The sequence below is a fragment of the Mesorhizobium sp. P2_F8 genome (assembly GCF_056403655.1).
Genome location: NZ_JBFUFB010000001.1, coordinates 509,216 through 532,414, shown reverse-complemented (window position 1 = coordinate 532,414; position 23,199 = coordinate 509,216). Strand labels below are relative to the sequence as shown.

25 protein-coding genes, 1 other RNA gene and 1 pseudogene are annotated in these 23,199 nt (G+C 62.7%); 11 read left to right on the top strand and 16 right to left on the bottom strand.

Going from position 1 to position 23,199, the window contains the following annotated elements; genetic code table 11:
- Positions 1-203 precede the first annotated feature (203 nt).
- Positions 204-557: a hypothetical protein gene (locus AC1DZP_RS02585; protein WP_477300026.1), complete on the top strand. Its 354-nt coding sequence runs from the start codon at positions 204-206 to the stop codon at positions 555-557.
- A 78-nt stretch (positions 558-635) separates the two neighbouring features.
- Here the strand turns inward: AC1DZP_RS02585 and msrB are convergent, their stop codons facing one another.
- From msrB to AC1DZP_RS02560, 5 genes and pseudogenes are all read right to left on the bottom strand, one after another.
- Positions 636-1,040: a peptide-methionine (R)-S-oxide reductase MsrB gene (msrB, locus tag AC1DZP_RS02580; RefSeq protein ID WP_023688927.1), complete on the bottom strand. Its 405-nt coding sequence runs from the start codon at positions 1,038-1,040 to the stop codon at positions 636-638.
- 101 nt (positions 1,041-1,141) lie between these two features.
- Positions 1,142-1,939 (bottom strand): MBL fold metallo-hydrolase, encoded by a 798-nt coding sequence (locus AC1DZP_RS02575; protein WP_477300025.1) that lies wholly within the window; start codon positions 1,937-1,939, stop codon positions 1,142-1,144.
- A gap of 16 nt (positions 1,940-1,955) precedes the next feature.
- Positions 1,956-3,147 (bottom strand): annotated as a pseudogene (locus tag AC1DZP_RS02570) (vWA domain-containing protein).
- A gap of 7 nt (positions 3,148-3,154) precedes the next feature.
- The gene (locus AC1DZP_RS02565) at positions 3,155-3,601 is read right to left on the bottom strand and encodes an N-acetyltransferase family protein (RefSeq protein WP_477300024.1); all 447 of its coding nucleotides are present in this window, start codon (positions 3,599-3,601) and stop codon (positions 3,155-3,157) included.
- 65 nt (positions 3,602-3,666) lie between these two features.
- A complete protein-coding gene (locus tag AC1DZP_RS02560) occupies positions 3,667-4,530 on the bottom strand; it encodes a LysR family transcriptional regulator (RefSeq protein ID WP_095084433.1) in 864 nt (287 codons plus the stop codon).
- 143 nt (positions 4,531-4,673) lie between these two features.
- On the opposite strand from AC1DZP_RS02560, the gene AC1DZP_RS02555 reads away from it, so the two are divergent.
- Positions 4,674-6,239, top strand: coding sequence for an MFS transporter (locus AC1DZP_RS02555; RefSeq protein ID WP_477300023.1), 1,566 nt, complete (start codon positions 4,674-4,676; stop codon positions 6,237-6,239).
- Between the two features lie 21 nt (positions 6,240-6,260).
- On the opposite strand, the gene AC1DZP_RS02550 is transcribed toward AC1DZP_RS02555, so the two are convergent.
- Positions 6,261-7,100 (bottom strand): AAA family ATPase, encoded by an 840-nt coding sequence (locus AC1DZP_RS02550; RefSeq protein ID WP_477227669.1) that lies wholly within the window; start codon positions 7,098-7,100, stop codon positions 6,261-6,263.
- Positions 7,101-7,350: 250 nt separating this feature from the next.
- Here AC1DZP_RS02550 and ssrS point away from each other — a divergent pair.
- The 6 genes from ssrS (at position 7,351) to AC1DZP_RS02520 (ending at position 11,334) form a co-directional block, all read left to right on the top strand.
- Positions 7,351-7,506: non-coding RNA, 6S RNA (ssrS, locus tag AC1DZP_RS02545), on the top strand.
- A gap of 96 nt (positions 7,507-7,602) precedes the next feature.
- A complete protein-coding gene (locus AC1DZP_RS02540) occupies positions 7,603-8,190 on the top strand; it encodes a 5-formyltetrahydrofolate cyclo-ligase (protein ID WP_477227670.1) in 588 nt (195 codons plus the stop codon).
- A gap of 76 nt (positions 8,191-8,266) precedes the next feature.
- A complete protein-coding gene (locus AC1DZP_RS02535) occupies positions 8,267-9,097 on the top strand; it encodes a TIGR00282 family metallophosphoesterase (protein ID WP_477227671.1) in 831 nt (276 codons plus the stop codon).
- Between the two features lie 64 nt (positions 9,098-9,161).
- Entirely contained in the window at positions 9,162-9,929 is a 768-nt protein-coding gene (locus tag AC1DZP_RS02530) for a TerC family protein (RefSeq protein WP_457155215.1), read from the top strand.
- A 324-nt stretch (positions 9,930-10,253) separates the two neighbouring features.
- On the top strand, positions 10,254-11,003 hold the full coding sequence (locus AC1DZP_RS02525; protein WP_184872386.1) for a YebC/PmpR family DNA-binding transcriptional regulator: 750 nt from the start codon (positions 10,254-10,256) through the stop codon (positions 11,001-11,003).
- A 19-nt stretch (positions 11,004-11,022) separates the two neighbouring features.
- A complete protein-coding gene (locus AC1DZP_RS02520; RefSeq protein ID WP_477300022.1) occupies positions 11,023-11,334 on the top strand; it encodes an Rdx family protein in 312 nt (103 codons plus the stop codon).
- Between the two features lie 83 nt (positions 11,335-11,417).
- On the opposite strand, the gene AC1DZP_RS02515 is transcribed toward AC1DZP_RS02520, so the two are convergent.
- Both AC1DZP_RS02515 and AC1DZP_RS02510 read right to left on the bottom strand, forming a co-directional pair.
- Positions 11,418-11,897 carry an anthrone oxygenase family protein gene (locus AC1DZP_RS02515; protein ID WP_457154518.1) on the bottom strand — a complete coding sequence of 160 codons (480 nt, stop codon included), beginning with the start codon at positions 11,895-11,897 and terminating at the stop codon, positions 11,418-11,420.
- 1 nt (position 11,898) lies between these two features.
- Positions 11,899-12,732, bottom strand: a complete 834-nt coding sequence (locus AC1DZP_RS02510; protein ID WP_457154517.1) for a Rossmann-fold NAD(P)-binding domain-containing protein — start codon at positions 12,730-12,732, stop codon at positions 11,899-11,901.
- Positions 12,733-12,838: 106 nt separating this feature from the next.
- On the opposite strand from AC1DZP_RS02510, the gene AC1DZP_RS02505 reads away from it, so the two are divergent.
- Complete coding sequence (locus AC1DZP_RS02505; protein WP_457154516.1) at positions 12,839-13,480, top strand: TetR family transcriptional regulator; 642 nt, start codon at positions 12,839-12,841, stop codon at positions 13,478-13,480.
- A gap of 83 nt (positions 13,481-13,563) precedes the next feature.
- Here AC1DZP_RS02505 and rpmE read toward each other — a convergent pair whose 3' ends face one another.
- Positions 13,564-13,785, bottom strand: coding sequence for a 50S ribosomal protein L31 (gene rpmE / locus AC1DZP_RS02500; protein WP_006327661.1), 222 nt, complete (start codon positions 13,783-13,785; stop codon positions 13,564-13,566).
- 207 nt (positions 13,786-13,992) lie between these two features.
- Here rpmE and AC1DZP_RS02495 point away from each other — a divergent pair, with 207 nt between their 5' ends.
- A complete protein-coding gene (locus AC1DZP_RS02495) occupies positions 13,993-15,792 on the top strand; it encodes an ABC transporter transmembrane domain-containing protein (RefSeq protein ID WP_477300021.1) in 1,800 nt (599 codons plus the stop codon).
- A 28-nt stretch (positions 15,793-15,820) separates the two neighbouring features.
- On the opposite strand, the gene AC1DZP_RS02490 is transcribed toward AC1DZP_RS02495, so the two are convergent.
- A complete protein-coding gene (locus tag AC1DZP_RS02490; protein WP_477300020.1) occupies positions 15,821-17,308 on the bottom strand; it encodes a carboxypeptidase M32 in 1,488 nt (495 codons plus the stop codon).
- A 142-nt stretch (positions 17,309-17,450) separates the two neighbouring features.
- Here AC1DZP_RS02490 and AC1DZP_RS02485 point away from each other — a divergent pair, with 142 nt between their 5' ends.
- Positions 17,451-17,804, top strand: a complete 354-nt coding sequence (locus AC1DZP_RS02485) for a DUF1304 domain-containing protein (protein WP_477300019.1) — start codon at positions 17,451-17,453, stop codon at positions 17,802-17,804.
- A gap of 165 nt (positions 17,805-17,969) precedes the next feature.
- Here the strand turns inward: AC1DZP_RS02485 and AC1DZP_RS02480 are convergent, their stop codons facing one another.
- The 6 genes from AC1DZP_RS02480 to efp all read right to left on the bottom strand — a co-directional run bounded on the left by AC1DZP_RS02480 (position 17,970) and on the right by efp (position 23,064).
- Positions 17,970-18,404 carry a hypothetical protein gene (locus AC1DZP_RS02480; protein WP_477284851.1) on the bottom strand — a complete coding sequence of 145 codons (435 nt, stop codon included), beginning with the start codon at positions 18,402-18,404 and terminating at the stop codon, positions 17,970-17,972.
- 248 nt (positions 18,405-18,652) lie between these two features.
- Positions 18,653-19,684: a peptidoglycan -binding protein gene (locus tag AC1DZP_RS02475; protein WP_095084236.1), complete on the bottom strand. Its 1,032-nt coding sequence runs from the start codon at positions 19,682-19,684 to the stop codon at positions 18,653-18,655.
- A 1-nt stretch (position 19,685) separates the two neighbouring features.
- Positions 19,686-20,711, bottom strand: a complete 1,026-nt coding sequence (locus tag AC1DZP_RS02470; protein WP_095084237.1) for a MotA/TolQ/ExbB proton channel family protein — start codon at positions 20,709-20,711, stop codon at positions 19,686-19,688.
- A gap of 108 nt (positions 20,712-20,819) precedes the next feature.
- Positions 20,820-21,506, bottom strand: a complete 687-nt coding sequence (gene trhA / locus AC1DZP_RS02465) for a PAQR family membrane homeostasis protein TrhA (protein WP_095084238.1) — start codon at positions 21,504-21,506, stop codon at positions 20,820-20,822.
- Positions 21,507-21,610: 104 nt separating this feature from the next.
- On the bottom strand, positions 21,611-22,411 hold the full coding sequence (locus AC1DZP_RS02460; RefSeq protein ID WP_477300018.1) for an inositol monophosphatase family protein: 801 nt from the start codon (positions 22,409-22,411) through the stop codon (positions 21,611-21,613).
- An 86-nt stretch (positions 22,412-22,497) separates the two neighbouring features.
- Entirely contained in the window at positions 22,498-23,064 is a 567-nt protein-coding gene (gene efp, locus AC1DZP_RS02455; RefSeq protein ID WP_095084240.1) for an elongation factor P, read from the bottom strand.
- Between the last annotated feature and the right edge of the window lie 135 nt (positions 23,065-23,199).

The window sequence follows — 23,199 nt, the reverse complement described above, 5'->3', positions numbered from 1 at the left end:
TCCCTGGCAGGCGACTGGATGATTGAGCGGCAAATTCCGTCGGGACGTCGCCGCTTGGCAAAAGTATATCGAAAAGAAGCGGCGTAGAAAGGTTTCGCGACCGTGTGATGACCTCTGGTCAGGTCACGATGTCCATCGTCGCCTGGTGTTGACAGTTTGTTGCGTTTGACGTTCCTGCCGACGCCGAAGCGAGGGTTGCGCCGATGAATGTTTCAAAGCTCCCCGAAGACGAGAACGACACGGCCAGCCGGGGCACGGCCAGCCGGGGCTTCTTCCGCGCACGCTGGCAAGGCCTGGTGCCGCTCGATCGGCTGTTCTGGCGCGACCTCGTCCTTGTCGGCACGGCGATCAATGTCGTATCTTCGGTGGCCGCGCTCATCCTGCTCGGACTGAAGCTGCCGCTCGCGCTGGTTCTGGCGGTGCATTTCGCGCCGGTGCCCTACAACATCTTCCTGACCTTTGCCGTATGGCGAACCACGGAAAAGGCCACCGGCGCCAAGGCCTCGCTGATGACGCTCGGCGCCACATTGTGGCTGATCCTGTCGGTCGTGGTCTGACAGTGCGGATACGGGGCACCTATCGCGTAATGAAAAAGGGCGGCCGCAGCCGCCCTTTCAATTCATCCGACGATCGGGTTAGGCCGTTGGCTCGAATTTCAGCGCCACGCCGTTGATGCAATAGCGCAGGCCGGTCGGTGGCGGGCCGTCCTCGAAGACATGGCCGAGATGGCTGCCGCAGCGGGCGCAATGGCATTCGGTGCGGACCATGCCATAGCTGCGGTCGACGGTGTTCTCGACCGAGCCCGGCACCGGGTCGTTGAAGCTCGGCCAGCCGGTGCCGCTCTCGAACTTTAGCTTGGACTCGAACAGCGGCTGGTCGCAGCCGACGCAGGAAAACGTGCCGGCGCGCTTCTCGTAGAGCAAAGCGCAGCTTCCCGGCCGCTCGGTGCCATGGCCGCGCATGACGGCATATTGCTCCGGCGTCAGCCGAGCGCGCCATTCGGCGTCGGTGCGGGTGACGGGGTAGGTGTGGGTGTCCATTTGATCTCCTCAGCCTTGCCGGCTCGTTGTTGATTGCAACCTCATATTCGCACCAAGATAGGCATTTGTTACGAGGTTTGCCCGCATTTTCGATCGTGCCTTCACGCGATGGCTGCAAGATAGCGCGCGACCGATATATCGAATGCCGCTTTTGCGTCCCCAATCACATTCTGGTTCCACCATGCGCCGTAGATGTGGTTGAACTGGAACGGCTCCAATGCCTTCGCGATGCGGCGCACGGCGGCTGCGTTGAGCGGGATATAGTTGGGATAGCTGTACATGAAGCTGACATGGCGGCGCGTCGGCGTTACCTGCAATATGTCGCCGGACAGCAGGGCGTTGCCGCCATCGCGTTCCCAATGGAGCACCTGGCCGCCGGCAAAGTGGCCACCGCAGCGGACAAGTGTCAGCGAAGGGTTGATAGGCAACGTCTCGCCCTCCCAACTGACGATCGCCTTGTGCGGCCGCATGATCCATTGGCGGTCATCGGCGTGGAGAAAGATCGGCACACCGCCAAAAGCCTCGCTCCACTCGACCATCACCGAATAATAGTGGCAGTGCGAGATGGCTATCGCTGTCAGGCCGCCGCGGCGGTTGATCTCGGCCACCGCCTCGTCGCTGACCATCGAGATGCAGTCCCACAGCACATTGCCGTGCGGCGTCTGCGCCAGCAACGCGCGCTGGCCGATGGCGAAGCGCGGCTCGATGCCGAAGGCGAGAACGCCGGCGTCGTCCTTGACCACGACCCGGTGTCCGTCAGCGAGCTCTTCCGGTGTGATCCAGGCCTGGCCTTCCCAGCGCACATATTGCCGCTCGTCCTCGCAGATCGGGCAGCGGTTCGGCGGTGCCTCCGTTGCCGCGAACTGGACGCCGCATTGCAGGCAGAGAAAGCAGGTCATCGTTTTTCCTGTCTGTTCAATGCTTCCTTGAAAGCTGCCTGGTCGCGCCTTCGAGCCCGGCCAGCGTCAGCGGGAACATGCGGCCGCCGAAGATGTCGCGGATCATGGCAATCGAATGGGTATAGCCCCAGTTCTTCTCGTTCTCGGGGTTCAGCCATACCGCGTTTGGGCCATTGCTGCAGCAGGCGGCCGAGCCAGACGGTCCCGGCCTCCGGGTTCCAGTGTTCGACCGAGCCGCCGGGTAGGGCGATCTCGTAAGGGCTCATCGAGGCGTCACCGACGACGATCACCTTGTAGTCCGGCCCATATTTATGGATCAGGTCGAAGGTCGGGATCGTCTCGGCATGCCTGCGGCGATTGTCCTTCCACACACCCTCATAGAGGCAGTTGTGAAAATAGAAATATTCGAGCTGCCGGAATTCGGCGCGGGCGGCCGAAAACAGCTCTTCGACGCTCTTGATGTGGTCGTCCATCGAGCCGCCGACATCGAAGAACATCAAGAGCTTTACCGCGTTGCGCCGTTCGGGCCGCGTTTGTACGTCGAGATAGCCGTGTTCAGCGGTGGCGTGAATGGTGCCCGGCAGGTCGAACTCTTCCTCGGCACCCTCGCGCACCCAGCGGCGCAGGCGCTTCAGCGCGATCTTGATGTTGCGGGTGCCGAGTTCGACGGCATCATCGAAATTCCTGAACTCGCGTTTGTCCCAGACTTTGACGGCGCGGCGGTTGCGGCTGTCGTGCTGGCCGATGCGCACGCCTTCGGGATTGTAGCCATAGGCGCCGAAGGGCGAGGTGCCGCCGGTGCCGATCCATTTCGAGCCGCCCTGGTGGCGGCCTTTCTGCTCCTCCAGCCGCTGCTTCAAGGTCTCCATCAGCTTTTCGAAACCGCCGAGCGCCTCGACCAGTTTTTTCTCTTCGTCGGTCAGGTGCTTCTCTGCGAGCCGGCGCAGCCATTCTTCGGGAATATTGGCGACATCGACAGCGTCCGGCCCACCCAGCGCCTCAACGCCCTTGAAGACATGGGCAAACACCTGGTCGAAGCGGTCGATGTGGCGTTCGTCCTTCACCAGCGCGGTGCGGGCCAGATAGTAGAAACCCTCGACGTCGTAGTCGACCAACCCGGCTTCCAGCCCCTCCAGCAGCGACAGATATTCCCGTAGCGAGACGGGAACACGCGCTGCCTTCAGTTCGAGGAAGAAAGGGATGAACATCGTCTATCTACAGCAGATCATACTCGATGAAGCCGGTCCGGCGCGCCACATAGTCGTAGAGCTTGCGCGCGGTGGCGTTGGTCTCGTGCGTCATCCAGTAGACATTCTTGACGCCGATTTTTGCGGCTTCCAGCTTCACCGCCTTGATCAGCTCAGCACCAATGCCCTTGCCGCGCACGTCCGGATCGGCGAACAGGTCCTGCAGATAGCAGTTGTTCTGCTCCGCCCAGCAGGAGCGGTGGTAGAGATAGTGGGTGAGGCCGACAGCCTTGCCGTCGAGCGTGGCGATGAAACCCTTCGGTTCGAACTCGCCTGCCGTGAACAACCGCTTCCAGGTAACGGCGTAGACCTCTTCCGGCAGCTTGGTCTCGTAGAAGGTCAGATAGTCGGTCCACAGGCGCCGCCAGTCGGCATGGTCGGACTGCGCAAGCGGCCGGATAGTGATCTCGGTCATTTCGATCCCCGTGAAATCTGGAACCCGATCCATACCAACAGAATCGCGATCGGGAACATCCTTGCCTATCCCGCCGGCAAATCATACTCGCGAAAAGCGGTGGCGAGCATGTGCAGCGCCTCTCGCGCCCGCGGCGCCAAGGCGCGCGAATGCAAGACGATATCGGAAGAGGGAATGGGCGGCAGGCCGAGCTTACGACCCACCTCGATCAAGCCAGGGGGAGCGACACGTTGGGCGAGGGCGCAAACGACGAAGCCGGCCGATACCGCGATGTTGACAGCCGCGCCGCCGCCGCCGACGAAAGCCTCGCTCCAGGCAATGCCTGCTCTATCCAGCGCCTCGACCGCTCTCAGACGGTCCGGGCAGTTGCATACGGTGCTTAGAAGAGCGAGGCGCAAGGGCGTCCCGGGCCGCCATTCGAAGGCAGGGGCCGCGAACCAGCCATAATGGGTGCGCGACAAGGCTTCGCCCCGGCGACTGTCGTCTTCCTGGTGCACGATCACCGCATCGAGTTCGCCCCTATCGAAAGCCTCCTGCAGCAAAGAGCTGGTATCGATCCTGATGTTGAGGGCAAGCGACGGATCATGGGCATGAAGCTGGGCTATCAATATGGAAAGCTCGGGCCCCGCGACGTGGTCGACAAAGCCGAGAGCAAGGCGACACGGCGCCTCTGAAAACTCCGCCATGGCGCGTTCATGGGCGGCAAGGAATTCGCGGGCTGCCGGGAGAAAAACCGCTCCCCTTGCCGACAGCCGCACGCGGCGCGGGGTTCGTTCGATCAGACGCGCGCCGAGCTTTTCTTCGAGCCGGCGCAGTTTGACGCTGATCGTCGCCTGGGTGCTACCCAGCGCGGCAGCCGCACGGGTGAAGCTCTGCAGATCGGCCACCATGACGAAGGTCCGCACGGCGTCGACATCAAGGCTTGCCATCTCGATCATTCCTTTTTGTCATCTCTGAAATAGAGATGCATAGTCTTTTTTCATGGTCAAGCGTCGTCTATGTCACCTCCATCGCAGTTTGGAAGCATCCGCCCTTGGCTCACCTGCGAATGCTCCGATGGAAAGGGATTGTTATGCTTCAAATCGACCGAAACACCGTTGCGCTTGCGGGCGCTTGTCTTGCCTCGCTGCTGTTTGGCCTCGAAATCTCGAGCGTACCGGTGATCCTGCCGAAACTGGAAAGCGTGCTCGCCGCCGATTTCAAGGATCTGCAGTGGATCATGAATGCCTACACCATCGCCTGCACCACGGTGCTGATGGCGACGGGGACACTGGCGGACCGGTTTGGCCGCAAACGGGTGATGGTGACCACCACCATCGCATTCGGCTTTGCCTCCCTGCTGTGCGGCCTCGCACCGAGCGCGCCAATCCTGATCATTGCGCGTTTTTTGCAGGGGCTCGCCGGAGGAGCGATGTTCACCTGCAGCGTGGCCGTGCTGTCGCACCAATTTCAGGATGGTGGTGAACGTGGCAAGGCCTTCGTTGCCTGGAGCGTCGTCTCGGGCATCGGGTTGGGTTTCGGTCCCGCCATTGGTGGATTGATCGTCGCATTCTCGAGCTGGCAATGGGTGTTCCTCATCCATGTGCCGCTCGCGATCCTCGCCCTGGTCTTCATCGTCGCCGGTGTCACGGAATCACGCGATCACAACGCCCAGAAGCTCGATCGGGCCGGCATCCTGACGCTTTCGCTGGCGGTGTTCGGCTTTTCCTATCTGATCACGCAAGGCGCCGATCTCGGGTCCGGCGCCCGTGTCGGCGTGATCGTCGCGGCGATAGCGGCCTTCATCGGGTTTCTTGTTGCCGAAAGGGTCAATCCCTATCCGATGTTCGACTTCTCCGTCTTCCGCATCCGCCAATTTTCAGGCGCGATCATGGGCGGCATCGGCATGAATTTCAGCTACTGGCCGTTCATCATCTATCTGCCGATCTATTTTTCTGGCGTTCTGGGCTATGACAGCACCACGACCGGCCTGTTGCTGCTCGTCTACACGCTTCCCCTGATGCTGATGTCCTCGACCGCCGAGCGCCTGCGCGCGCGCTATCAGGCCCGCATTGCGATCCCGCTCGGGCTGTTGACATTGGGGATCGGTTTTATCTCGATGAGGATAGGCTCCGGGCTCGAGGGAGCCAATTGGGTGACGATGCTGCCCGGTACGCTGATCGCCGGCGTTGGCATCGGCCTGACCAATTCACCGACCACCAACACCACGACCGGATCGGTATCGCCGGATCGTGCCGGCATGGCCTCGGGAATCGATATCAGCGCACGCCTGATCACGCTCGCCATCAACATCGCGGTGCTGGGCCTGCTGTTGACGCAGGGGATCGTTTCTTATCTGCGGAACGCATTTGGCACGGCCTTCGACCCCGGCGAATTGCGCACGCTGGCGGAAAAGATCGCCACCGGAAACCTCGACGGCCTGACACAGCACTCGCCCAAGCTCACGGCCCTCGACCCATCCGGCGCCATCGCGCATGCAGCCCTGGTCAACGGTTTTGGCTGGGTCATGCTCTATAGCGGGATCGGCGTTCTAGCCCTTGCCGTCATCAGCTTCATCATCTTCGGTGTGAAGACTGCCGCGCCGCAGGAGGAAAGGGGGCAGCGTTCCGCTCAGACTGTTGGCGAGGTTCGCTCGTAGCGGACACCTGCACGGACAGTCTTAGCCCTGCCGCCTCGCCATGAAGGCCAGCCGCTCGAACAGATGCACGTCCTGTTCGTTCTTCAGAAGCGCGCCGTGCAGCTTGGGCAATGCGTTCTTCGGGTCGGCGCGCAGGTCTTCCGGTGCGATGTCGTCGGCGACCAGCAGGCGGATCCAGTCGAGCGCTTCCGAGGTCGACGGCTTCTTCTTCAGGCCGGGCACATCGCGGATCTCGTAGAACTGGGTCAGCGCCGCGCGCACAAGGTTCTGCTTGATGCCGGGATAGTGCACGTCGACGATTTTGTGCAGCGTCTCGACGTCGGGAAAGCGGATGTAGTGGAAGAAGCAGCGGCGCAGGAAGGCGTCCGGCAGTTCCTTCTCGTTGTTGGAGGTGATGATGACGATCGGCCTGACCGCGGCGCGAATGGTCTCGCCGGTCTCGTAGACGAAGAACTCCATCCGATCGAGTTCCTGCAGCAAATCGTTGGGGAACTCGATATCGGCCTTGTCGATCTCGTCGATCAGAAGCACGACCTTCTTGCCGGCCGAGAACGCCTCCCAAAGCTTACCGCGCTTGATGTAGTTCCTGATGTCGTTGAAGCGCTCGTCGCCGAGCTGGCTGTCGCGCAGCCGCGACACGGCATCGTATTCGTACAGGCCCTGCTGCGCCCTGGTGGTCGACTTGACGTGCCATTCTATCAGGTCGAGGCCAAGGGCTGCCGCAACTTGCCTGGCGAGTTCGGTCTTGCCGGTGCCGGGCTCGCCCTTGACCAGCAGGGGCCGTTCCAGCGCGATCGCGGCGTTGACCGCCACCATCAGATCCTTGTCGGCGACATAGGCCGCCGTGCCTTCGAAACGCATTGTTGCTCCTTAGAGTGGTTCGCCGTTTCACGGAAACGTCGAACCGCTCTATCTCTTTGTTTTGACGCAATTCCGGACGGAAACCGTCCACACTTTTCCTGGAATTGCTCTTGGTTGGTCATGACGACCGTAAGGACGCGGCTCCGCCTGTGCAAGGGTGGCTTGTCGGCGGCAGCGAGGGGCGCGGATCCGCCACGGAAAGAATGTCATCTCTCTGGCGCTTAGCCGACCAGCAGCCTATATTGGTCGGGACGGTCTGTGCTTCCCGGCAGGAGAACATTTTCCCCGGGGCCTTAACGATCCTTAGGGAGCTGTCCCTGGGAAGACCCGTGGGTTTTCTCACACGGCGCCCACCTACTTTGTAGGTTCCCGGGATCGCTCTCTCCACCGGTTGTGTGGATCGTCACTTTTCGCAACGCATCCATGTCTTTCGGTGGATGATGCGGTAGAAAACGTCGCTCCTAAAGCTCCACCGAAATCTGACCTTTTCTATCGTCTGCACATGACATCCTCAAAACACCTGAAAAAGCAGCTTCGGCTCGAGGCACTCGGGCGCCGCGACGCGCTCGATGAATTCTGGCGAGTGGAGATCGCCCTCGAAATGGCCGAGACGGCGCGCGATCACCTCGCTGTCGAGCCGGGTCAGATCGTCTCCGGCTTCTGGCCGATGCGCTCGGAAGTCGACGTCCGGCCGCTGATGTTCGCCTTGCGCGAGAAGGGAGCCAGGCTTTGCCTGCCGGCGATCCTCGACAAGACCACCATCGTCTTTCGCGAATTGGTGCGCGGCGCGCCGATGGTCGAGATGGGTTTCGGCACTGTCGGCCCGCATGAGGAGGCCGAGGTGCTCGACCCCACGGTGATGCTGGTGCCGCTCGCCGCTTTCGACGCGCGCGGCCATCGCATCGGCTATGGTGCCGGCTACTACGACCGCGCCATCGCCAAGCTGGTCGACAAGGGGCTGCCGCCCAGATTGATCGGCATCGCCTTCGACTGCCAGGAGGTGGGGCTGGTGCCAGATGAGGACCACGACGTCGTCATCCCGGAAATACTCACGGAGAGTGGGTTGCGCCGCTTCGCGCCAAAATTGTAGACAAGCGCAATGGACGCATGATCTTTTCACAGACGTCATGCAGCTTTTGCTTCGCTGACATTCGGTGCGGGATCATATGAGACTTCTCTTCCTCGGCGACATGGTTGGAAAAACGGGACGCACGGCAGTGTGGGAACAACTGCCGGGACTGATCTCCGATTTCAAACTCGATTTCGTCATCGTCAACGGCGAGAATGCCGCCGGCGGCTTTGGCATCACCGAAGAGATCTTTCGCGAAACGATCGCGGCGGGCGCCGATGTTGTCACCACCGGCAACCATGTCTGGGACCAGCGCGACGCGCTGGCCTTCGCGCCGCGCGAAGAGCGCTTTCTGCGCCCCTCCAATTTCCCCAAGGGCACGCCCGGACGCGGCTCCGGCGTCTACATCGCCAGGAGCGGTGCGCGCGTGCTGGTCGCCAACATCATGGGCCGGGTGTTCATGCACCCCGAACTCGACGATCCGTTCCAGGCCGGTGAGCGCGAACTGGCCGCCTGTCCGCTCGGCGAGCAGGCGGATGCCGTGATCATCGACTTCCATGCCGAGGCGACTTCGGAAAAGATGTGCTTTGCGCATTTCGTCGATGGCCGCGCCAGTCTCGTCGTCGGCACCCACACGCACCAGCCGACCGGCGATCACCAGATCCTCAATGGCGGCACGGGTTACATTTCCGACGCCGGCATGTGTGGCGACTACGATTCCTCGCTCGGCATGGACAAGGAGGAACCGCTCAACCGGTTCCTGTCGAAAGTGCCGAAAGGGCGTTTCGAGGCAGCAACCGGACCGGCGACATTGTGCGGCGTCGGCGTCGATATTTCCGACCGCACGGGGCTTACCGAGAGGATCGCGCCGTTTCGTCGCGGCCCGCGGCTGGAGGAAACCGCACCGTCCTTCTGGTCGCGACATTGATATGGACGCAAGCAGTACCTAATTGCCGGCGACACTGCTCTAGATCGTAGAGGGGACGACCTCCATGCAGCTCATCGAATTCCTGGCGCCGCATTTTCACTTTGTCTCCGATCCAACGGCCTGGGTCGCGCTGCTGACGCTGGTGGTGCTGGAGATCGTGCTCGGCATCGACAATCTGATCTTCATCTCGATCCTGACCAACAAGCTGCCGGAAGCGCAAAGGGCGCGCGCCCGCCGGCTCGGCATCTCGGCGGCGCTGATCATGCGGCTGGTGCTGCTGGCCACGATTTCGATCATCGTCCAGCTGACGACGCCGGTGTTCACCGCCTTCGGTCACGGGTTTTCCTGGCGCGACCTGATCCTGATTGCCGGCGGCCTGTTCCTTGTTTGGAAGGCGACCAAGGAGATCCATCACACGGTCGATCCCGACGATCACCGGGACACGATGCTGGGTGAGACCCTGCAGATCAGCCTCGCCGGCGCGATCTTCCAGATCCTGCTGCTCGACCTCGTCTTCTCCATAGATTCGATCATCACCGCCGTCGGCATGACCGACGAAATCGCCATCATGTACATTGCCGTGATCGTCGCGGTCAGCGTGATGATGCTGGCGGCCGGACCGCTGGCAAATTTCATCGCCAAGAACCCGAGCATCGTCATGTTGGCGCTGGGCTTCCTGCTGATGATCGGCATGACGCTGATCGCCGACGGCATGGGCTACCATGTGCCCAAGGGTTACATCTACGCGGCGATGGGTTTTTCGGCCCTGGTCGAAGGGCTCAACATGCTGGCGCGGCGACGGAGAAAAGCGAAGTCCGGCGAGGGGCATTGAGGTTGGCAAGAGCATAGCCGCGCCACGAGACCTTGGAATTTGTCGCTGTCGCGTAGGATCGCTGGATCATCCAGTATGCCAGCCCTGCGATCAGCATCATCGACCGGCTGAAGTCCGACCTGGAGGCGTGAGCGATTGCAGCGGCCTCGCGGCTGGACGAATTGAGCCGATTTATCTATAAGCCGGCCATTCCGACAGAGAACGCCGTGCTTCCACGAGTTGCACCTGGGACGCTCTGAAATTTTGAATTCGAGCATTTTGCAGAAGACGAGGTGAGATCACCTCGCTTCGGGATGCTCTAGCCGAGAAGACGACAGGGGTGCCATGGCTGGCCATTCACAGTTCAAGAACATCATGCACCGCAAGGGCCGCCAGGATGCGGTGCGGTCGAAAATGTTTTCCAAGCTGGCGCGCGAAATCACCGTTGCCGCCAAGAGCGGGACGCCCGATCCATCGATGAACCCGCGCCTGCGCCTGGCCGTACAGAACGCCAAGGCGGTGTCGATGCCGAAGGACAACATCCAGCGCGCCATCAACAAGGCCTCGATGGGGGATGCCGAAAACTACGAAGCCGTGCGCTATGAGGGCTATGGACCCGGCGGCGTCGCGGTCATCGTCGAAGCGCTGACCGACAACCGCAACCGTTCGGCCTCGAACGTGCGCGCCGCCTTCACCAAGGCCGGCGGGGCGATGGGCGAAACCGGTTCGGTGTCGTTCATGTGGGATCGTGCCGGCGAGATCTATTATCCGGCATCGGCTGGCAGCGCTGATAAGGTGATGGACGCGGCGATTGAAGCCGGCGCCGACGACGTGGAATCCGATGAGGAAGGCCACACGATCTACTGCGCTTTCGAGAATCTCGGCGAAGTGTCGAAGGCGCTGGAAGCCTCGCTCGGTGAAGCTGAATCGGTGAAGCCGATCTGGAAGCCGCAGAACAGCGTTCCGGTCGACGAGGATCGGGCACAGTCGCTGATGAAGCTGGTCGCCACGCTCGAGGATGACGATGACGTTCAAAGCGTCTACGCCAACTTCGAAGTCGACGACGAGACCATGGCCAAGCTCAGCGCGGCATGAGCGGAGCTCAGCCAGAGACATGAGCGAAGCTCAGCTTCCCGCCATCCGCATCACCTATTGCACGAAGTGCCAGTGGCTGCTGCGTGCCGGCTGGATGGCGCAGGAGCTGTTGTCGACCTTCGGCACCGATCTGGGCGAAGTGACGCTGGTGCCCGGCACCGGCGGCATCTTCACCATTTCCTGCAATGATACGCTGGTCTGGGACCGCAAGCGCGACGGCGGCTTTCCGGAAGCGGCCAAGCTCAAGCAACTGGTCCGTGATGTCATCGACCCAGATCGCGATCTCGGCCATTCCGACCGCAAGGGTCATACGCAAGAAGACCCCGCCTGAGCAGGATCTTTTGCATTTCGCAGAACGCTTCTCTCTTTGTCTCGACGCAAATCCGGACGGTTACGCACTTTTCCTGGAGTTGCTTAGAGCAACGAGAGAATGAAGCAGGCCATCGCCATGATGGCGGTGATGGTGCGGACATGGTTCCACATCACCCATTGGCTCAGATGGTTCGCCCACACAGCGGCGCCGTTGCTGCTGGCCGGGTCGACGGCGGCGAGCGCATCGTTGAGCGGCACGTTGAAGATCATGGTCACGATCGGATTGCCGATCAGGTAGATCACCGCGCCGGCAAGCAACCAGTACGAGCCGGACTGGCTCCAGCCCATGATGGCGGCGGCGATAAGCACCAGACAGAGCAGGCCAGTACCGAAAAGCGCCGTCATGAAGGTCGGGGTGATCACCGTGACGTTGATCGAATTCATCGCCGCGATGCCGCTGGGGACGGGCAGTCGAGCAAGCGCCGCCATGACGAAATTGGAAAAGGCGAAAAACACGCCGCCGACGACCCCCGAGCCGATTGCGGCAATGATGGTAAGGGTGGGAAGAAGTTTCGTGATCATGTCAGTTGCTCCAGATTCGGCTAGCGGCGGTTTCGGTTGCGTAGACGGAGAAGTCTTTCGGTGCACGGCCAAGCACGCGCTGGACGCCGTCGGCCAGCGTCTCGTTGCGGCCGTCAAGCACTTCGGTGAACAGCTCGTTGAGCAGCCAGGCGAATTCGGGCGGCAGGTCGTGCGCGGCCACGGCGGCGGTGAATTCTTCATGCGAAATCCTGACAAAGCGGATATCGCGCCCGGCGGCCTTGCCAATCTCGGCGACGGCGTCGGCGAAGCTCAGCAGCCGCGGCCCGGTCAGTTCATAGAGCTGGCCGGCATGCCCTGCCTCAGTCAGCACGGCAAAGGCGACGTCGGCGATGTCATCGGCATCGACGAACGGCTCGCCGACATTGCCGACCGGCAAAGCCACTTCGCCCTCAGCCAAGGACTCGACAAGGAAGCCTTCGCTGAAGTTCTGCGAGAACCAGGCGCAGCGTAGGATCGTCCAGTCGGCGCCAGAGGCCTTCAGCATCTCTTCGGAACGCTGGGCTTCCACCTCGCCACGCCCGGACAGCAGCACCAGCCGGGTGATGCCGTTTTGTACGGCAAGCCTGGCGAAGGCGCCGATCACCTCGGCGGCACCCGGCACGGCCAGATCGGGATAGTAGCTGATGTAGACGGCGCTGACGCCTTGCATTGCCGGGCCCCAGGTCGCGGGGACCTCCCAGTCGAAGCGCGGGGTGCCCGAGCGCGATCCGATGCGCACCGGCACGCCTTGCGCCGTCAACCGCTCGGCAAGGCGGCGGCCGGTCTTGCCGGTGCCGCCGAGGATCAGGATGGGTTTTGTTGTCGTGTTGTTCATAGCTGTTTTCCTCTGTTTCAAAACATGAGTAATCCTCACATTTGCAAAACGTGATAAACCCTCGTATTTTGCGAGTCAAGCGATTTTGTTGGCATTGGAGATAACCATGGAAGACACGGCCGCGCCGGTTTCGTCACAGGAGCAGATTGCTTCGCCGCGCCGGGCGCCGAGCCAGCAGCGCAGCCGCGAGCGGGTCGAACGCATGCTCGCCGCCGCCTCGGCGCTGATTGCCGAGCAAGGCAGCGACGCCATGCGCATGGGCGAAGTGGCGGAACGGGCAGGGGTGTCGATCGGCTCGCTCTACCAGTTCTTTCCGGACAAGCGGGCGATCGTCTGGGCGCTGGCCGAGCGCTACACCGCCGAAAGCCAGGCGTGCATCTCGGCGGCACTCGCCGATGTCGGCGACGCCGAAGGCCTGCGCCAAGCGTTTTCGGAGCTGGTCGATATCTACTACGGGCTGTTCCTGGCCGAGCCGGTGATGCGCGACATCTGGTCGGGCACGCAGGCCGACAAGGCGCTGCGCCAACTCGAACTCGCCGACAGCCGGGCCAACGCCGAATTCCTCACCGCGGTGCTGAAGCGGCTGCGGCCGGCAGTCGATCCGACGGCGCTGGAAACCACGGCGTTCCTGGTCTGGCAGATGGGCGAGGCCGCCGTCCGGCTGGCGATCTCGGTCGACAGGCAAGAGGGCGACAGACTGGTGGTTGCTTACAAGCGGATGGCGCTGCGGGAACTGTTGGCCGAGTAGGACGCGATGGAAGGTCGAATGCGGTCAACAAAAAAACCCGCCACAAGGGCGGGTTTTTCGATCTGCGAAAAAGGTCGTCGGGCTTAGAGGCCGAAACCTTCGAAACGCTTCTTGAACTTCGACAGGCGACCGCCGCGGTCGAGCAGGGTCTGCTGGCCGCCGGTCCAGGCCGGGTGGGTCGTCGGGTCGATATCGAGGTTCATCGTATCGCCTTCCTTGCCCCAGGTCGAACGGGTCATGTATTCGGTGCCGTCGGTCATGACGACCTTGATGGTGTGGTAATCGGGATGGATGTCGGTCTTCATGGTTCGGTTCCTGGCTTGCCGGCGCTGCCGACGGGCATAAGCCTGCGTCGATGCGCCCCTTTTTAAAACTCGAAGCCGCAGCTATTGAGGAGCCACGGCTTCTAAAACGGTCGGCGAGCCTATACATCAGCCGGAATTGAATCACAAGGCCGCGGCAAGCGCATATATTGAGGCGCATAGCCAGAGGCGGCTAGAGGAAACGCAGGAATGGCGCAAACCAGCAGCGCAGACGAGCGCCGGCGCTCGCTCAAGCCGCTCAGGCGCCTGTTCCCGTACATCACGCATTATCGCACGCTGGTCGTCGGCGCGCTCATTTCGCTGGTCATCGCCGCGGCAACGACGCTGGCGCTGCCGCTGGCCGTGCGGCGCATGATCGATCATGGTTTCTCGTCGGCCAACACCATCTTCATCGCCGAATATTTCGCAGCCCTGGTGGCGATGGCCGCCGTGCTGGCGGCCGCCTCGGCCAGCCGCTATTATTTCGTCATCACGCTCGGCGAGCGCGTCGTCGCCGATATCAGGCGCGATGTCTTTACCCATGTGACGACGCTGTCGCCGTCCTTTTTCGACACCGCCCAGTCGGGCGAGATCGTGTCGCGGCTCGCCGCCGACACCACGCAGGTCAAGTCGGCGGTCGGGGCGACGGCCTCGGTGGCGCTGCGCAACGTCATCCTCGGCCTTGGCGCTTTGGGGATGATGGTCGTCACCAGCCCGAAACTGTCCGGTTTGGTTATTGCCGCCATTCCGGTCATCGTGCTGCCGCTGGTCGCCTTCGGCCGCTCGGTGCGGCGCAAGTCGCGGCAGGCGCAGGATACGCTTGCCGATGCCACCGCCTATGCCAGCGAACAGATCGGCGCGGTGCGCACGTTGCAGGCCTTCACCAATGAAAAGCTCGTCACCGGGCATTTCTCCGGCGCGGTGGAAGCCGCTTTCGAGGCGGCGCGCGCCTCGATCTTCGCGCGCTCCTTCCTCACCTTCTTTGCCATTTTCACCATCTTCTCGTCCGTCGTGGCGGTGCTGTGGTTCGGCTCGCGCGACGTGCTCGACGGCAATCTGTCGCCAGGCACGCTCGGCCAGTTCCTGCTCTATTCGGTGTTTGCCGCCGGTGCGCTCGGCGCGCTGTCCGAGGTCTGGGGCGAGCTGGCACAGGCGGCCGGTGCTGCCGAACGGCTGACCGAGATCCTGGCCGAGAAGCCGGCAATCCACGCGCCGGCCGATCCGAAGCCGCTGCCTGCAGTTGCCAAGGGTGCGATCGCCTTCGATGACGTCTCCTTCTCCTATCCGGCAAGGCCCGACCGCGCTGCCGTGCACGGCTTGAGCTTTCAGGTCATGCCCGGCGAGACGGTGGCGATCGTCGGTCCATCAGGGGCCGGCAAGAGCACGGTCTTTTCGCTGATCCTGCGCTTCTACGATCCTGAAACCGGCAAGATCCTGATCGATGGCGTCGATGTGCGCGAAGCCGATCCGGTCTCGGTCCGTGAGCGCATCGCCATCGTGCCGCAGGATGTCACCATCTTCGCGGCAAGCGCGCGCGACAATATCGGCTTTGGCCGGCCGGGCGCCAGCGAGGCCCAGATCGAGACGGCGGCGAAGGATGCGCTCGCCGACGAATTTATCCTCAAGCTCGAGAAAGGCTATGACAGCCAGGTCGGCGAGCGCGGGGTGACACTGTCCGGCGGCCAGCGCCAACGGGTCGCGATCGCTCGCGCCATCCTGCGCGACGCGCCGATCCTGCTGCTCGACGAGGCGACCTCGGCGCTCGACGCCGAAAGCGAGACGCTGGTGCAGATGGCGCTGGAACGGCTGATGCAGGGCCGCACCACCATCGTCATCGCCCACCGGCTGGCGACGGTGCTGAAGGCCGACAGGATCCTGGTCATGGATGGCGGCCGCATCGTCGAGGAAGGCACGCATCAGAGCCTCGTCGCCAAGGGCGGCATCTACGCGCGGCTGGCCAAGCTGCAGTTCGAAACCGGCGCCAGCGCCTTCAGGGGCGCGGCGGAGTAGTCGGAACCCCCTGATGTGCCGACAGCCCTTACGCGGCTCCGTATCGCTGCTTCAGATGGTTGACGAAATAGCTGGCGTCGAGCTTTTCGCCGGTGGCGCGTTCGAGCAGGTCCGGCGTCGACCAGCGAGACCCCTGCGACCAGATTTTTTCGCGACGCCAGGCGTTGATTGACGCGAAATTGCCTTTGGCGAGATCGTCATCGGCGGCAGGATGCTCACGCGTCAGCGCCGCCCATTGCTGTGCCGCCATCATCGCGCCCAGCGTGTAGGACGGGAAGTAGCCGAAGGCGGCACCCGGCCAGTGCACGTCCTGCATCGGCCCGTCGGCCGGATTGTCGATGGTGGAGAGACCGAGATAGTCGCGCATCTTGGCATCCCAGGCTTCTGGCAGTTCTGCCACCTCCAGCCTGCCCGAGACGAGCTCCTGCTCCAGCTCGTAGCGCAGGATGACATGCAGCGGGTAGGTCACCTCGTCGGCATCGACACGGATCAGGCCGCGCTCGACGTGGTGCACATGCGGCAGGATGTCGTCGAGCGACCAGGCTTCGCCGAGATGCTTTTCGACCACCGGCAGCGCCCAGCGCCAGAAGGCCGGGTTGCGGCCGAGCTGCTTTTCGACGAACAGGCTCTGGCTTTCATGCACGGCCATGCCGCGTGCCTTGCCGAGCGGCCAGTGCGCCCATGCCTTCGGCAGGTTCTGTTCATACAGCGCATGGCCGGTCTCATGCAGCACGCCCATCAATGCCGACAGGAAGTCCGAGGTCTTGTAGCGGGTGGTGATGCGCACGTCGCTCGGCACGCCGCCGCAGAAGGGATGGTGCGACACCGACAGCGACCCGTGCGTCAAGTCGAAGCCGACCGCCGTCATCATGGCAAGGCCGAGCTCGCGTTGCCGGTCGATCGCATAGGTGCCCGAAAGCGGCTTCAGCGGGCGCTTGCGCAACCGCGCTTCCTGTATCGCCAGCGCCTCCGGCACGAAGCCTTTCAGGAAAGCCTTGAGGTCGGTGAAGACAGGCGTGATGTCGGCGGCGCGGTTGCCGGGGTCGTATTGCTCCATGAGCGCGTCATAAGGGGCAAGACCGAGCACGTCGGCACGCAGCGCCGCCTCTTCGCGCACCAGCGCCACCACGCCCTCCAGCGCCGGCAGGAAGCCCGCCCAGTCGTTCTTGGCGCGCAGGTCGCGCCATAGCTGCTCGCAACGCATGCGCGCGGTGGTCTGACGTTCGACGAACTCGACCGGCAGGCAGGTCAGGTTGGTGTACTGCCGCCGCAATTCGGCGACCGCGGCCCGTTGCTCCTCACTCAACGCTTCCTGTTCGGCCGCGGCGAGCCAGTCGGCAATTTCCGGCGCCGTTGCCCTGGTGTGGTACATGCCGGCCAGCGCCGACATTGCCTCGGCGCGCTTCTCGCCGCCGCCGACAGCCATGTGGGTGGCCTCGTCGGCGCCGAGGATGGCCAGCGCATGCTCGAGCGCTTCAAGCTTGTGACCGAGATCATCGAGTTTCTGAAAGGACATGGCGGCTTCCGTGATTGAGGACGGCGCGAAAAGATACCAACGCAAAAGCGTTTGCAAGCCTGCGGCACTGTGCGGCGGATGCATCTTGCACAGGTGAGGTCACGCGTGAAATGCTGCCGGCGACGCATGAAGGGGGAACAACATGATCGGCAACATCCTGGTCGGACTGGTGGCCTTGATCCATGTCTACATCGTCTATCTCGAAATGGTGCTGTGGGACACGCCGCGCGGGCACAAGGCGTTCAATCTGAAGCCGGAATTCGCCAGCGCCTCGAAGGTGCTCGCCGCCAATCAGGGTCTTTACAACGGTTTCCTCGCCGCCGGCCTGATCTGGGGGCTTTACCTTGGGACAGCCGGTTTTCAGGTCAAGGTTTTCTTCCTGTTGTGCGTGGCCATTGCCGGCCTCTATGGCGCGGCAACGGTTGGCCGCAAGATCCTGTTCATTCAGACCTTGCCGGCGGTGGTCGCCCTGATTGCCGTCTGGCTTGGTTGGTAGGAAACTGGGCTGGCAGGAACCTGGGCTGGTAGCAACCTGGGCCGAGGGAAAAAGGACGCCCGCGGGAGAGGGGGCCCCGAGGGCGCCAGGTGGTCCTTTCCTGGCGCAGGATCTCGAAAGGAATCATGCGCGAGATCGAAGTGCTAGAGCTTGGCGTTCAAGCTTTCAGCCGTTCGGATAGTTTCCGCCGTCGGAGCCATCGCCCATCAGGAAATCGCTGCCAATGCCGACCCTCAGACGCTGGTCGACATTGTCGAGACGGCGCAGCAGCTCATGGTATTGCGCGGCCGGTATCCTGCCGTGATCCGATGCCGCTATCTTCTCGGCCGCCTGACTGATGCGGACCGTCCGCATTTCCAGGCGTTCGGCGACGGCGGGCGTGATGTTGTTGGCCTGCCTTGCATCGACTATGCCCTGGCGGACGCCTTGAACCTGTTGGATGAGGCCTTCGACGCGCGGCCCCGTAAAGTCGGTCGGATCGCCGGCGTCCAGAGCGCCTCTGTGATGGCCCGCGGCATAGGCGCCGGCAAGCGGAACGGCGATGAGGACCGCCGTGAGTGTTGCAGTTCTAAGCGAGGTGCTGGGAAAAAAAGAGCGCATCGTCGCGTTCTCCTCCTGAAGAGGAAGGCGGCGATTGTCTCGCCTGCCCTCCGGCTGCGGGCCGTCCGGTTCCGTCGCGTCGCGATGGGGTTCATCGCCGGCGGTTCTCGGCCCAGGTGGGGAAGCTAGGACCGCAATTCGACGATGTGTAATTAAAAAAAGATAATCTTTTCAGGCCTTGCCGGCCTTGCTCTACGCCCTAGAGTTGAGCCGGCGAACAAATTCGCGTGATGCCGCGTGATGATGGATCAACGTTCGGTGAGCTTCAGTTCAATACGCCGGTTCTTGTTGCGCGCCTCTTCGGTGTCGGCGGGGTCGAGCGGCTGGAACTCGCCGAAGCCGGCGGCGACCAGGCGGTTGGCCGGCACGCCGTTCTCGATCAGGAACTTCACCACCGAGGTCGAACGCGCCGTCGACAGCTCCCAGTTGTCGCGGTAGCGCCCGGTGCCGGAGAGCGGCTTGTTGTCGGTATGGCCGTCGACGCGCAGCACCCAGTTGATCTCGGGCGGGATTTCCTTCTGCAATTCGATGATGGCGTCGGCGAGTTTCTTCATCTCCACCTTGCCGGCATCGTTGATCACTTCGGAGCCGGTCGGGAACAGCACTTCGGACTGGAAGACAAAGCGGTCGCCGACGATGCGGATGTTCTCGCGGTCGGCGAGGATCTCGCGCAAGCGGCCGAAGAAGTCGGAGCGGTAGCGGTTCAATTCCTGCACGCGCTGCGCCAGTGCGACGTTCAGGCGGCGGCCGAGATCGGCAATCTTGGTGTTGGAATCGCGGTCGCGGGTTTCGGAGACGTTGAGCGCATCCTCGAGCGCACCGATCTGCTTGCGCAGTGCTGCAATCTGCTGGTTGAGGATCTCGACCTGGCTCAGCGCCTGCTGACTGATCTGCCGCTGGCTGTCGAGTTCGCCCGAAAGTGCTACGGCACGCTGGTTGGCGGCGTCTCCGGCGCCGGCACCTTGCGCCAGCAATTGTTCGAGCCGGCTCTTTTCCGCTTCCGCCGCCGACAGCGATGCCTGCAGATTGGCGAGCGAATCTTCCTTGTCCTGTGCCGTCGAGCGCTCCAGCGCCAGAAGCTGGGTCAACTCGTTGATCTGCGAATTGAGTCGCGAGAGCGCCGTGTCCTTGCCGGAGATTTCGCGGCCCAGCAGGAACTGCGCCAGCACGAAGACGGTGAGCAGGAACATGATCGCCAGAAGCAGCGTCGACAGCGCGTCGACGAAGCCCGGCCAGTAATCGATGCGGCGATCGGTGCGCCGTCCACGCGCCAGCGCCACGTCAATGCACCCCGGGCTTCTTCAGGGCGTCGGCAATCTTTTCCAGCGTGTTGCGCATCGCCTTCTGCTCGTCGGACTGGGCCTCGACCCAGTCGCGCATGATCTGCTGCTCCGAGCGCATGTTCTTGACCAGGCCGGAAATGCCGTCGGCGAGATTGGCCATGGCGGTGGCGACGCGCGGATTGGAGCCGCCGCCATTCTCCTGCATGCTGCGCAGCCTTTCCGACAAGACCCGGATCTCGTCCGAGGATTCGGTCTTGGCCTGGTCGGAGACGACGATGTCGGACGACAGATCGGTGACCGAGGACAGCCAGTTTTCCAGTTCGGTGTAGAAGCGCGTCTGGGCGCGGCCGGCCTGCAGGTCGAGGAAGCCGAGCACCAGCGAGCCGGACAGGCCGAACAGCGAGGACGAGAAGGCCGTGCCCATGCCGGCCAGCGGCGCCGAGAGGCCTTGCTTCAGCGAATCGAGCACCGCGGCGGCATCGCCCGTACCCGGATCGAGCGATTCGATGGTCTCACGGATCGAGGCGATGGTGTTCAACAGACCCCAGAAGGTGCCGAGCAGGCCGAGGAACACCAGCAGGCCGACGAGATAGCGCGAGGTGTCACGGCTTTCGTCGAGGCGCGTGGCGATGGAATCGAGCATTGTGCGCATTGAACTGGTCGAGAAGGCCGTCGCCGAGGAGCGGCCGATCATCGCCTTCATCGGCGCCAGCAGCACCGGTTCGGTGGTTTCCGAGCCGGCACGGAACGAATTCACCCAGCGCACTTCGCGAAACAGCCGTCCGACCTGAGCGAAGGCCAAGAGGATACCGACCACCAGCACGCCGACGATCAGGCCGTTGAGGCCGGGATTGCTGCCAAAGGCGGTCGAGATCTGGCGGGTCAGGATGGCGGCGATGAAGGCGACGATGACCAGGAAGATCATCATGGTCAGCAGAAAGACCTGCGGGCTCGACAGTTTATGGGGATCGTAGATCAGGACATCAGAGCGTCTGCCCATGCCGAAGGATCTGAGAAAAGCCATCCGTGCCCCGTTTCCGATGCCGCCGCCGATCACGTAGACCGCGACTCTAAACGGAATTGTGACCAAATTGAATGGCGCTTGGCAATATTGCCGCGTCGATAGTCTGTGTCAGAGGCGATTGATGACCAGACAGTCGACCATGGCGGCCAGATGCAGGCCGGCGCCGGTGACGACGAAGCCGTGCCACAATGCATTGTGGAAGCGCAATCCCTTCCAGGCAAAGAAGATGACGCCGCAGGAATAGACGATGCCGCCGGCGACGATCAGCGCGATCGACGTCGTCGGCAGGGTCTGGACAAGCGGCTTTACCAGGACGATGCCGCTCCAGCCGATGGCGAGATAGAAGACGATCGCCAGCCGGTCGAAACGGCCGGGAAAAAACACCTTGATGGCGATGCCCAGCGCTGCCGCGGCCCAGACGAGGACGATCATCCAGCGCGCCAGCGGCGAGCCTTCGAGCTGAGCCAGGAAAGGCGTGTAGGTCGCGGCGATAAGGAGATAGATCGCGGCGTGGTCGAAGCGCCGCAAGATCCATTTCGCCGGCGACGACACCGGCCACAGATTGTAGGTCAGCGACACAGACAGCACGGTGAGCAGCGAAACTACATAGAAGGCAGCGGCGATGTATTCGCCCGGCCCGACGCGAAACGCCGCCAGCGCCAGCAGCGCCGAACCCGCCGAGATCGCCAGCACGATGCCGACCGCATGGACGATGCCGTCGGCGATCATCTCGGCGCGCGAATAGTGCCAGCGTCCGATGAACGGGATGTCGTGGTGGGGCTTGATGTCGTTCACTGCCGGGTTCCTGCGCCGCGCACTATGATCTGGGCGCTTGCCGGGCAGTATTTCAAGCTTCCATTGCGGTTTTGCGACTGCGGCGCATCAGCGCGGCGTGTCAGTCAGCGTGCCGAGAGCGGCTTCTTCACGGCCTTCAGCAAAGCGCGCTGGATGACCTCGTTGCCGGCGACCACCGAGCCGTTGTCGAGCATGTCCTGACCACCGTCCATATCCGAAACGAAGCCACCCGCCTCGCGGATCAGCAGCAGGCCGGCGGCGACGTCCCAAGCCGACAGGCCGGTTTCCCAAAACCCGTCCATGCGGCCGGCGGCGACATAGGCGAGATCGAGCGAGACGGCCCCCAAGCGGCGCACGCCGGAGACCTCAGCCATGACGTTGCGCAGTTCGACGAGGAAATTGCCGTGGTGGCCGCGGCCGAGATGCGGCACGCCGCAACCGATCACCGTGTCGACCAGCTTGATGCGGCCGGCGACGCGCAGCCGGCGGTCGTTCATGAAGGCGCCGCCGCCGCGTTCGGCGGTGTAGAGCTCGTCCATTGCCGGATTGTAGATGACGCCGGCAACGATCTGTCCCTGGCGTTCCAGGGCGATCGAAACGGCAAAGAGCGGGATGCCGTGCAGGAAGTTGGTGGTGCCGTCGAGCGGGTCGACGATCCAGCGGTGCTGGCTGTCGTCGCCTTCGACCACGCCGCGCTCCTCCATCAGGAAAGCGTAGCCCGGCCGTGCCTTCGACAGTTCGGCAAAGACGATCTCCTCGGCCTTGCGGTCGGCCTGGCTCACATAGTCGCCAGGGCCTTTCATCGAGACCTGCAGGTTCTGCACCTCGCCGAAGTCGCGCGACAGCGATCGGCCGGCTTTCATTGCGGCCTGGACCATAACGTTGAGAAGGGCTGAGCGTGCCATCGTGCTTCTTCCTGCTGCTGCGCTTCAAGCGCTGTCTTGATGCATGTCGGTGACCCAAAACCGGGGCCACTTTGGGGCGACATGCATCAGTCTGCGCGGCGCACGTAAGTGATTTCGTTGGTGTCGACGATGATGCGTTCGCCGGCGCCGATGAAGGGCGGTACCAGCACACGGATGCCGTTCTCAAGTACCGCGGGCTTGTAGGAGGACGCGGCCGTCTGGCCCTTTACCACGGGATCGGCCTCGGTGATGGTCAGCGTCACATAGTCGGGCAGAGAAATGCCGATCGGCCTTTCTTCATAAAGCTGGACCGTGACCATCATGCCGTCCTGTAGGAAGGCGGCGCGATCGCCGACGAAGTCCTTCGCCAATTCGAGCTGCTCGTAGCTCTGGGTGTCCATGAACACCAGCGCGTCTTCCTGCGCGTAGAGGAAGGAAAAATCCTTGAGATCGAGCCGGATCTGCTCGACGGTCTCGGCCGAGCGGAAGCGCTCGTTGAGCTTGGTTCCGTTGATGAGGTTCTTCAGTTCGACCTGGTTGTAGGCGCCGCCCTTGCCTGGCTTGACGGTGTTGGTCCTGACCGCCACCCACAGGCCGCCGTCATGCTCGATGACGTAGCCGGGACGGATTTCGTTGCCATTGATCTTGGCCATAGTGATCTGATCCGGGAATGAGATGTTCGCTGGGAAAGCGATTTCGGGCTCCCAAGACCACAAATCGCCAGAAGAGGCAAGGGAGCGGGCAGGCTGGGGCCAAGCGGCAGGGATGAAACACCCAGGCCGAGGGTC

What these genes read in the sequence shown, in the direction of transcription:
- AC1DZP_RS02585 (WP_477300026.1), top strand. Translation starts at nt 204, where the DNA reads ATGAATGTTTCAAAGCTCCCCGAAGACGAGAACGACACGGCCAGCCGG.
- msrB (WP_023688927.1), bottom strand. Translation starts at nt 1,040, where the DNA reads ATGGACACCCACACCTACCCCGTCACCCGCACCGACGCCGAATGGCGC.
- AC1DZP_RS02575 (WP_477300025.1), bottom strand. Translation starts at nt 1,939, where the DNA reads ATGACCTGCTTTCTCTGCCTGCAATGCGGCGTCCAGTTCGCGGCAACG.
- AC1DZP_RS02565 (WP_477300024.1), bottom strand. Translation starts at nt 3,601, where the DNA reads ATGACCGAGATCACTATCCGGCCGCTTGCGCAGTCCGACCATGCCGAC.
- AC1DZP_RS02560 (WP_095084433.1), bottom strand. Translation starts at nt 4,530, where the DNA reads ATGGCAAGCCTTGATGTCGACGCCGTGCGGACCTTCGTCATGGTGGCC.
- AC1DZP_RS02555 (WP_477300023.1), top strand. Translation starts at nt 4,674, where the DNA reads ATGCTTCAAATCGACCGAAACACCGTTGCGCTTGCGGGCGCTTGTCTT.
- AC1DZP_RS02550 (WP_477227669.1), bottom strand. Translation starts at nt 7,100, where the DNA reads ATGCGTTTCGAAGGCACGGCGGCCTATGTCGCCGACAAGGATCTGATG.
- AC1DZP_RS02540 (WP_477227670.1), top strand. Translation starts at nt 7,603, where the DNA reads ATGACATCCTCAAAACACCTGAAAAAGCAGCTTCGGCTCGAGGCACTC.
- AC1DZP_RS02535 (WP_477227671.1), top strand. Translation starts at nt 8,267, where the DNA reads ATGAGACTTCTCTTCCTCGGCGACATGGTTGGAAAAACGGGACGCACG.
- AC1DZP_RS02530 (WP_457155215.1), top strand. Translation starts at nt 9,162, where the DNA reads ATGCAGCTCATCGAATTCCTGGCGCCGCATTTTCACTTTGTCTCCGAT.
- AC1DZP_RS02525 (WP_184872386.1), top strand. Translation starts at nt 10,254, where the DNA reads ATGGCTGGCCATTCACAGTTCAAGAACATCATGCACCGCAAGGGCCGC.
- AC1DZP_RS02520 (WP_477300022.1), top strand. Translation starts at nt 11,023, where the DNA reads ATGAGCGAAGCTCAGCTTCCCGCCATCCGCATCACCTATTGCACGAAG.
- AC1DZP_RS02515 (WP_457154518.1), bottom strand. Translation starts at nt 11,897, where the DNA reads ATGATCACGAAACTTCTTCCCACCCTTACCATCATTGCCGCAATCGGC.
- AC1DZP_RS02510 (WP_457154517.1), bottom strand. Translation starts at nt 12,732, where the DNA reads ATGAACAACACGACAACAAAACCCATCCTGATCCTCGGCGGCACCGGC.
- AC1DZP_RS02505 (WP_457154516.1), top strand. Translation starts at nt 12,839, where the DNA reads ATGGAAGACACGGCCGCGCCGGTTTCGTCACAGGAGCAGATTGCTTCG.
- rpmE (WP_006327661.1), bottom strand. Translation starts at nt 13,785, where the DNA reads ATGAAGACCGACATCCATCCCGATTACCACACCATCAAGGTCGTCATG.
- AC1DZP_RS02495 (WP_477300021.1), top strand. Translation starts at nt 13,993, where the DNA reads ATGGCGCAAACCAGCAGCGCAGACGAGCGCCGGCGCTCGCTCAAGCCG.
- AC1DZP_RS02490 (WP_477300020.1), bottom strand. Translation starts at nt 17,308, where the DNA reads ATGTCCTTTCAGAAACTCGATGATCTCGGTCACAAGCTTGAAGCGCTC.
- AC1DZP_RS02485 (WP_477300019.1), top strand. Translation starts at nt 17,451, where the DNA reads ATGATCGGCAACATCCTGGTCGGACTGGTGGCCTTGATCCATGTCTAC.
- AC1DZP_RS02480 (WP_477284851.1), bottom strand. Translation starts at nt 18,404, where the DNA reads ATGCGCTCTTTTTTTCCCAGCACCTCGCTTAGAACTGCAACACTCACG.
- AC1DZP_RS02470 (WP_095084237.1), bottom strand. Translation starts at nt 20,711, where the DNA reads ATGGCTTTTCTCAGATCCTTCGGCATGGGCAGACGCTCTGATGTCCTG.
- AC1DZP_RS02460 (WP_477300018.1), bottom strand. Translation starts at nt 22,411, where the DNA reads ATGGCACGCTCAGCCCTTCTCAACGTTATGGTCCAGGCCGCAATGAAA.
- efp (WP_095084240.1), bottom strand. Translation starts at nt 23,064, where the DNA reads ATGGCCAAGATCAATGGCAACGAAATCCGTCCCGGCTACGTCATCGAG.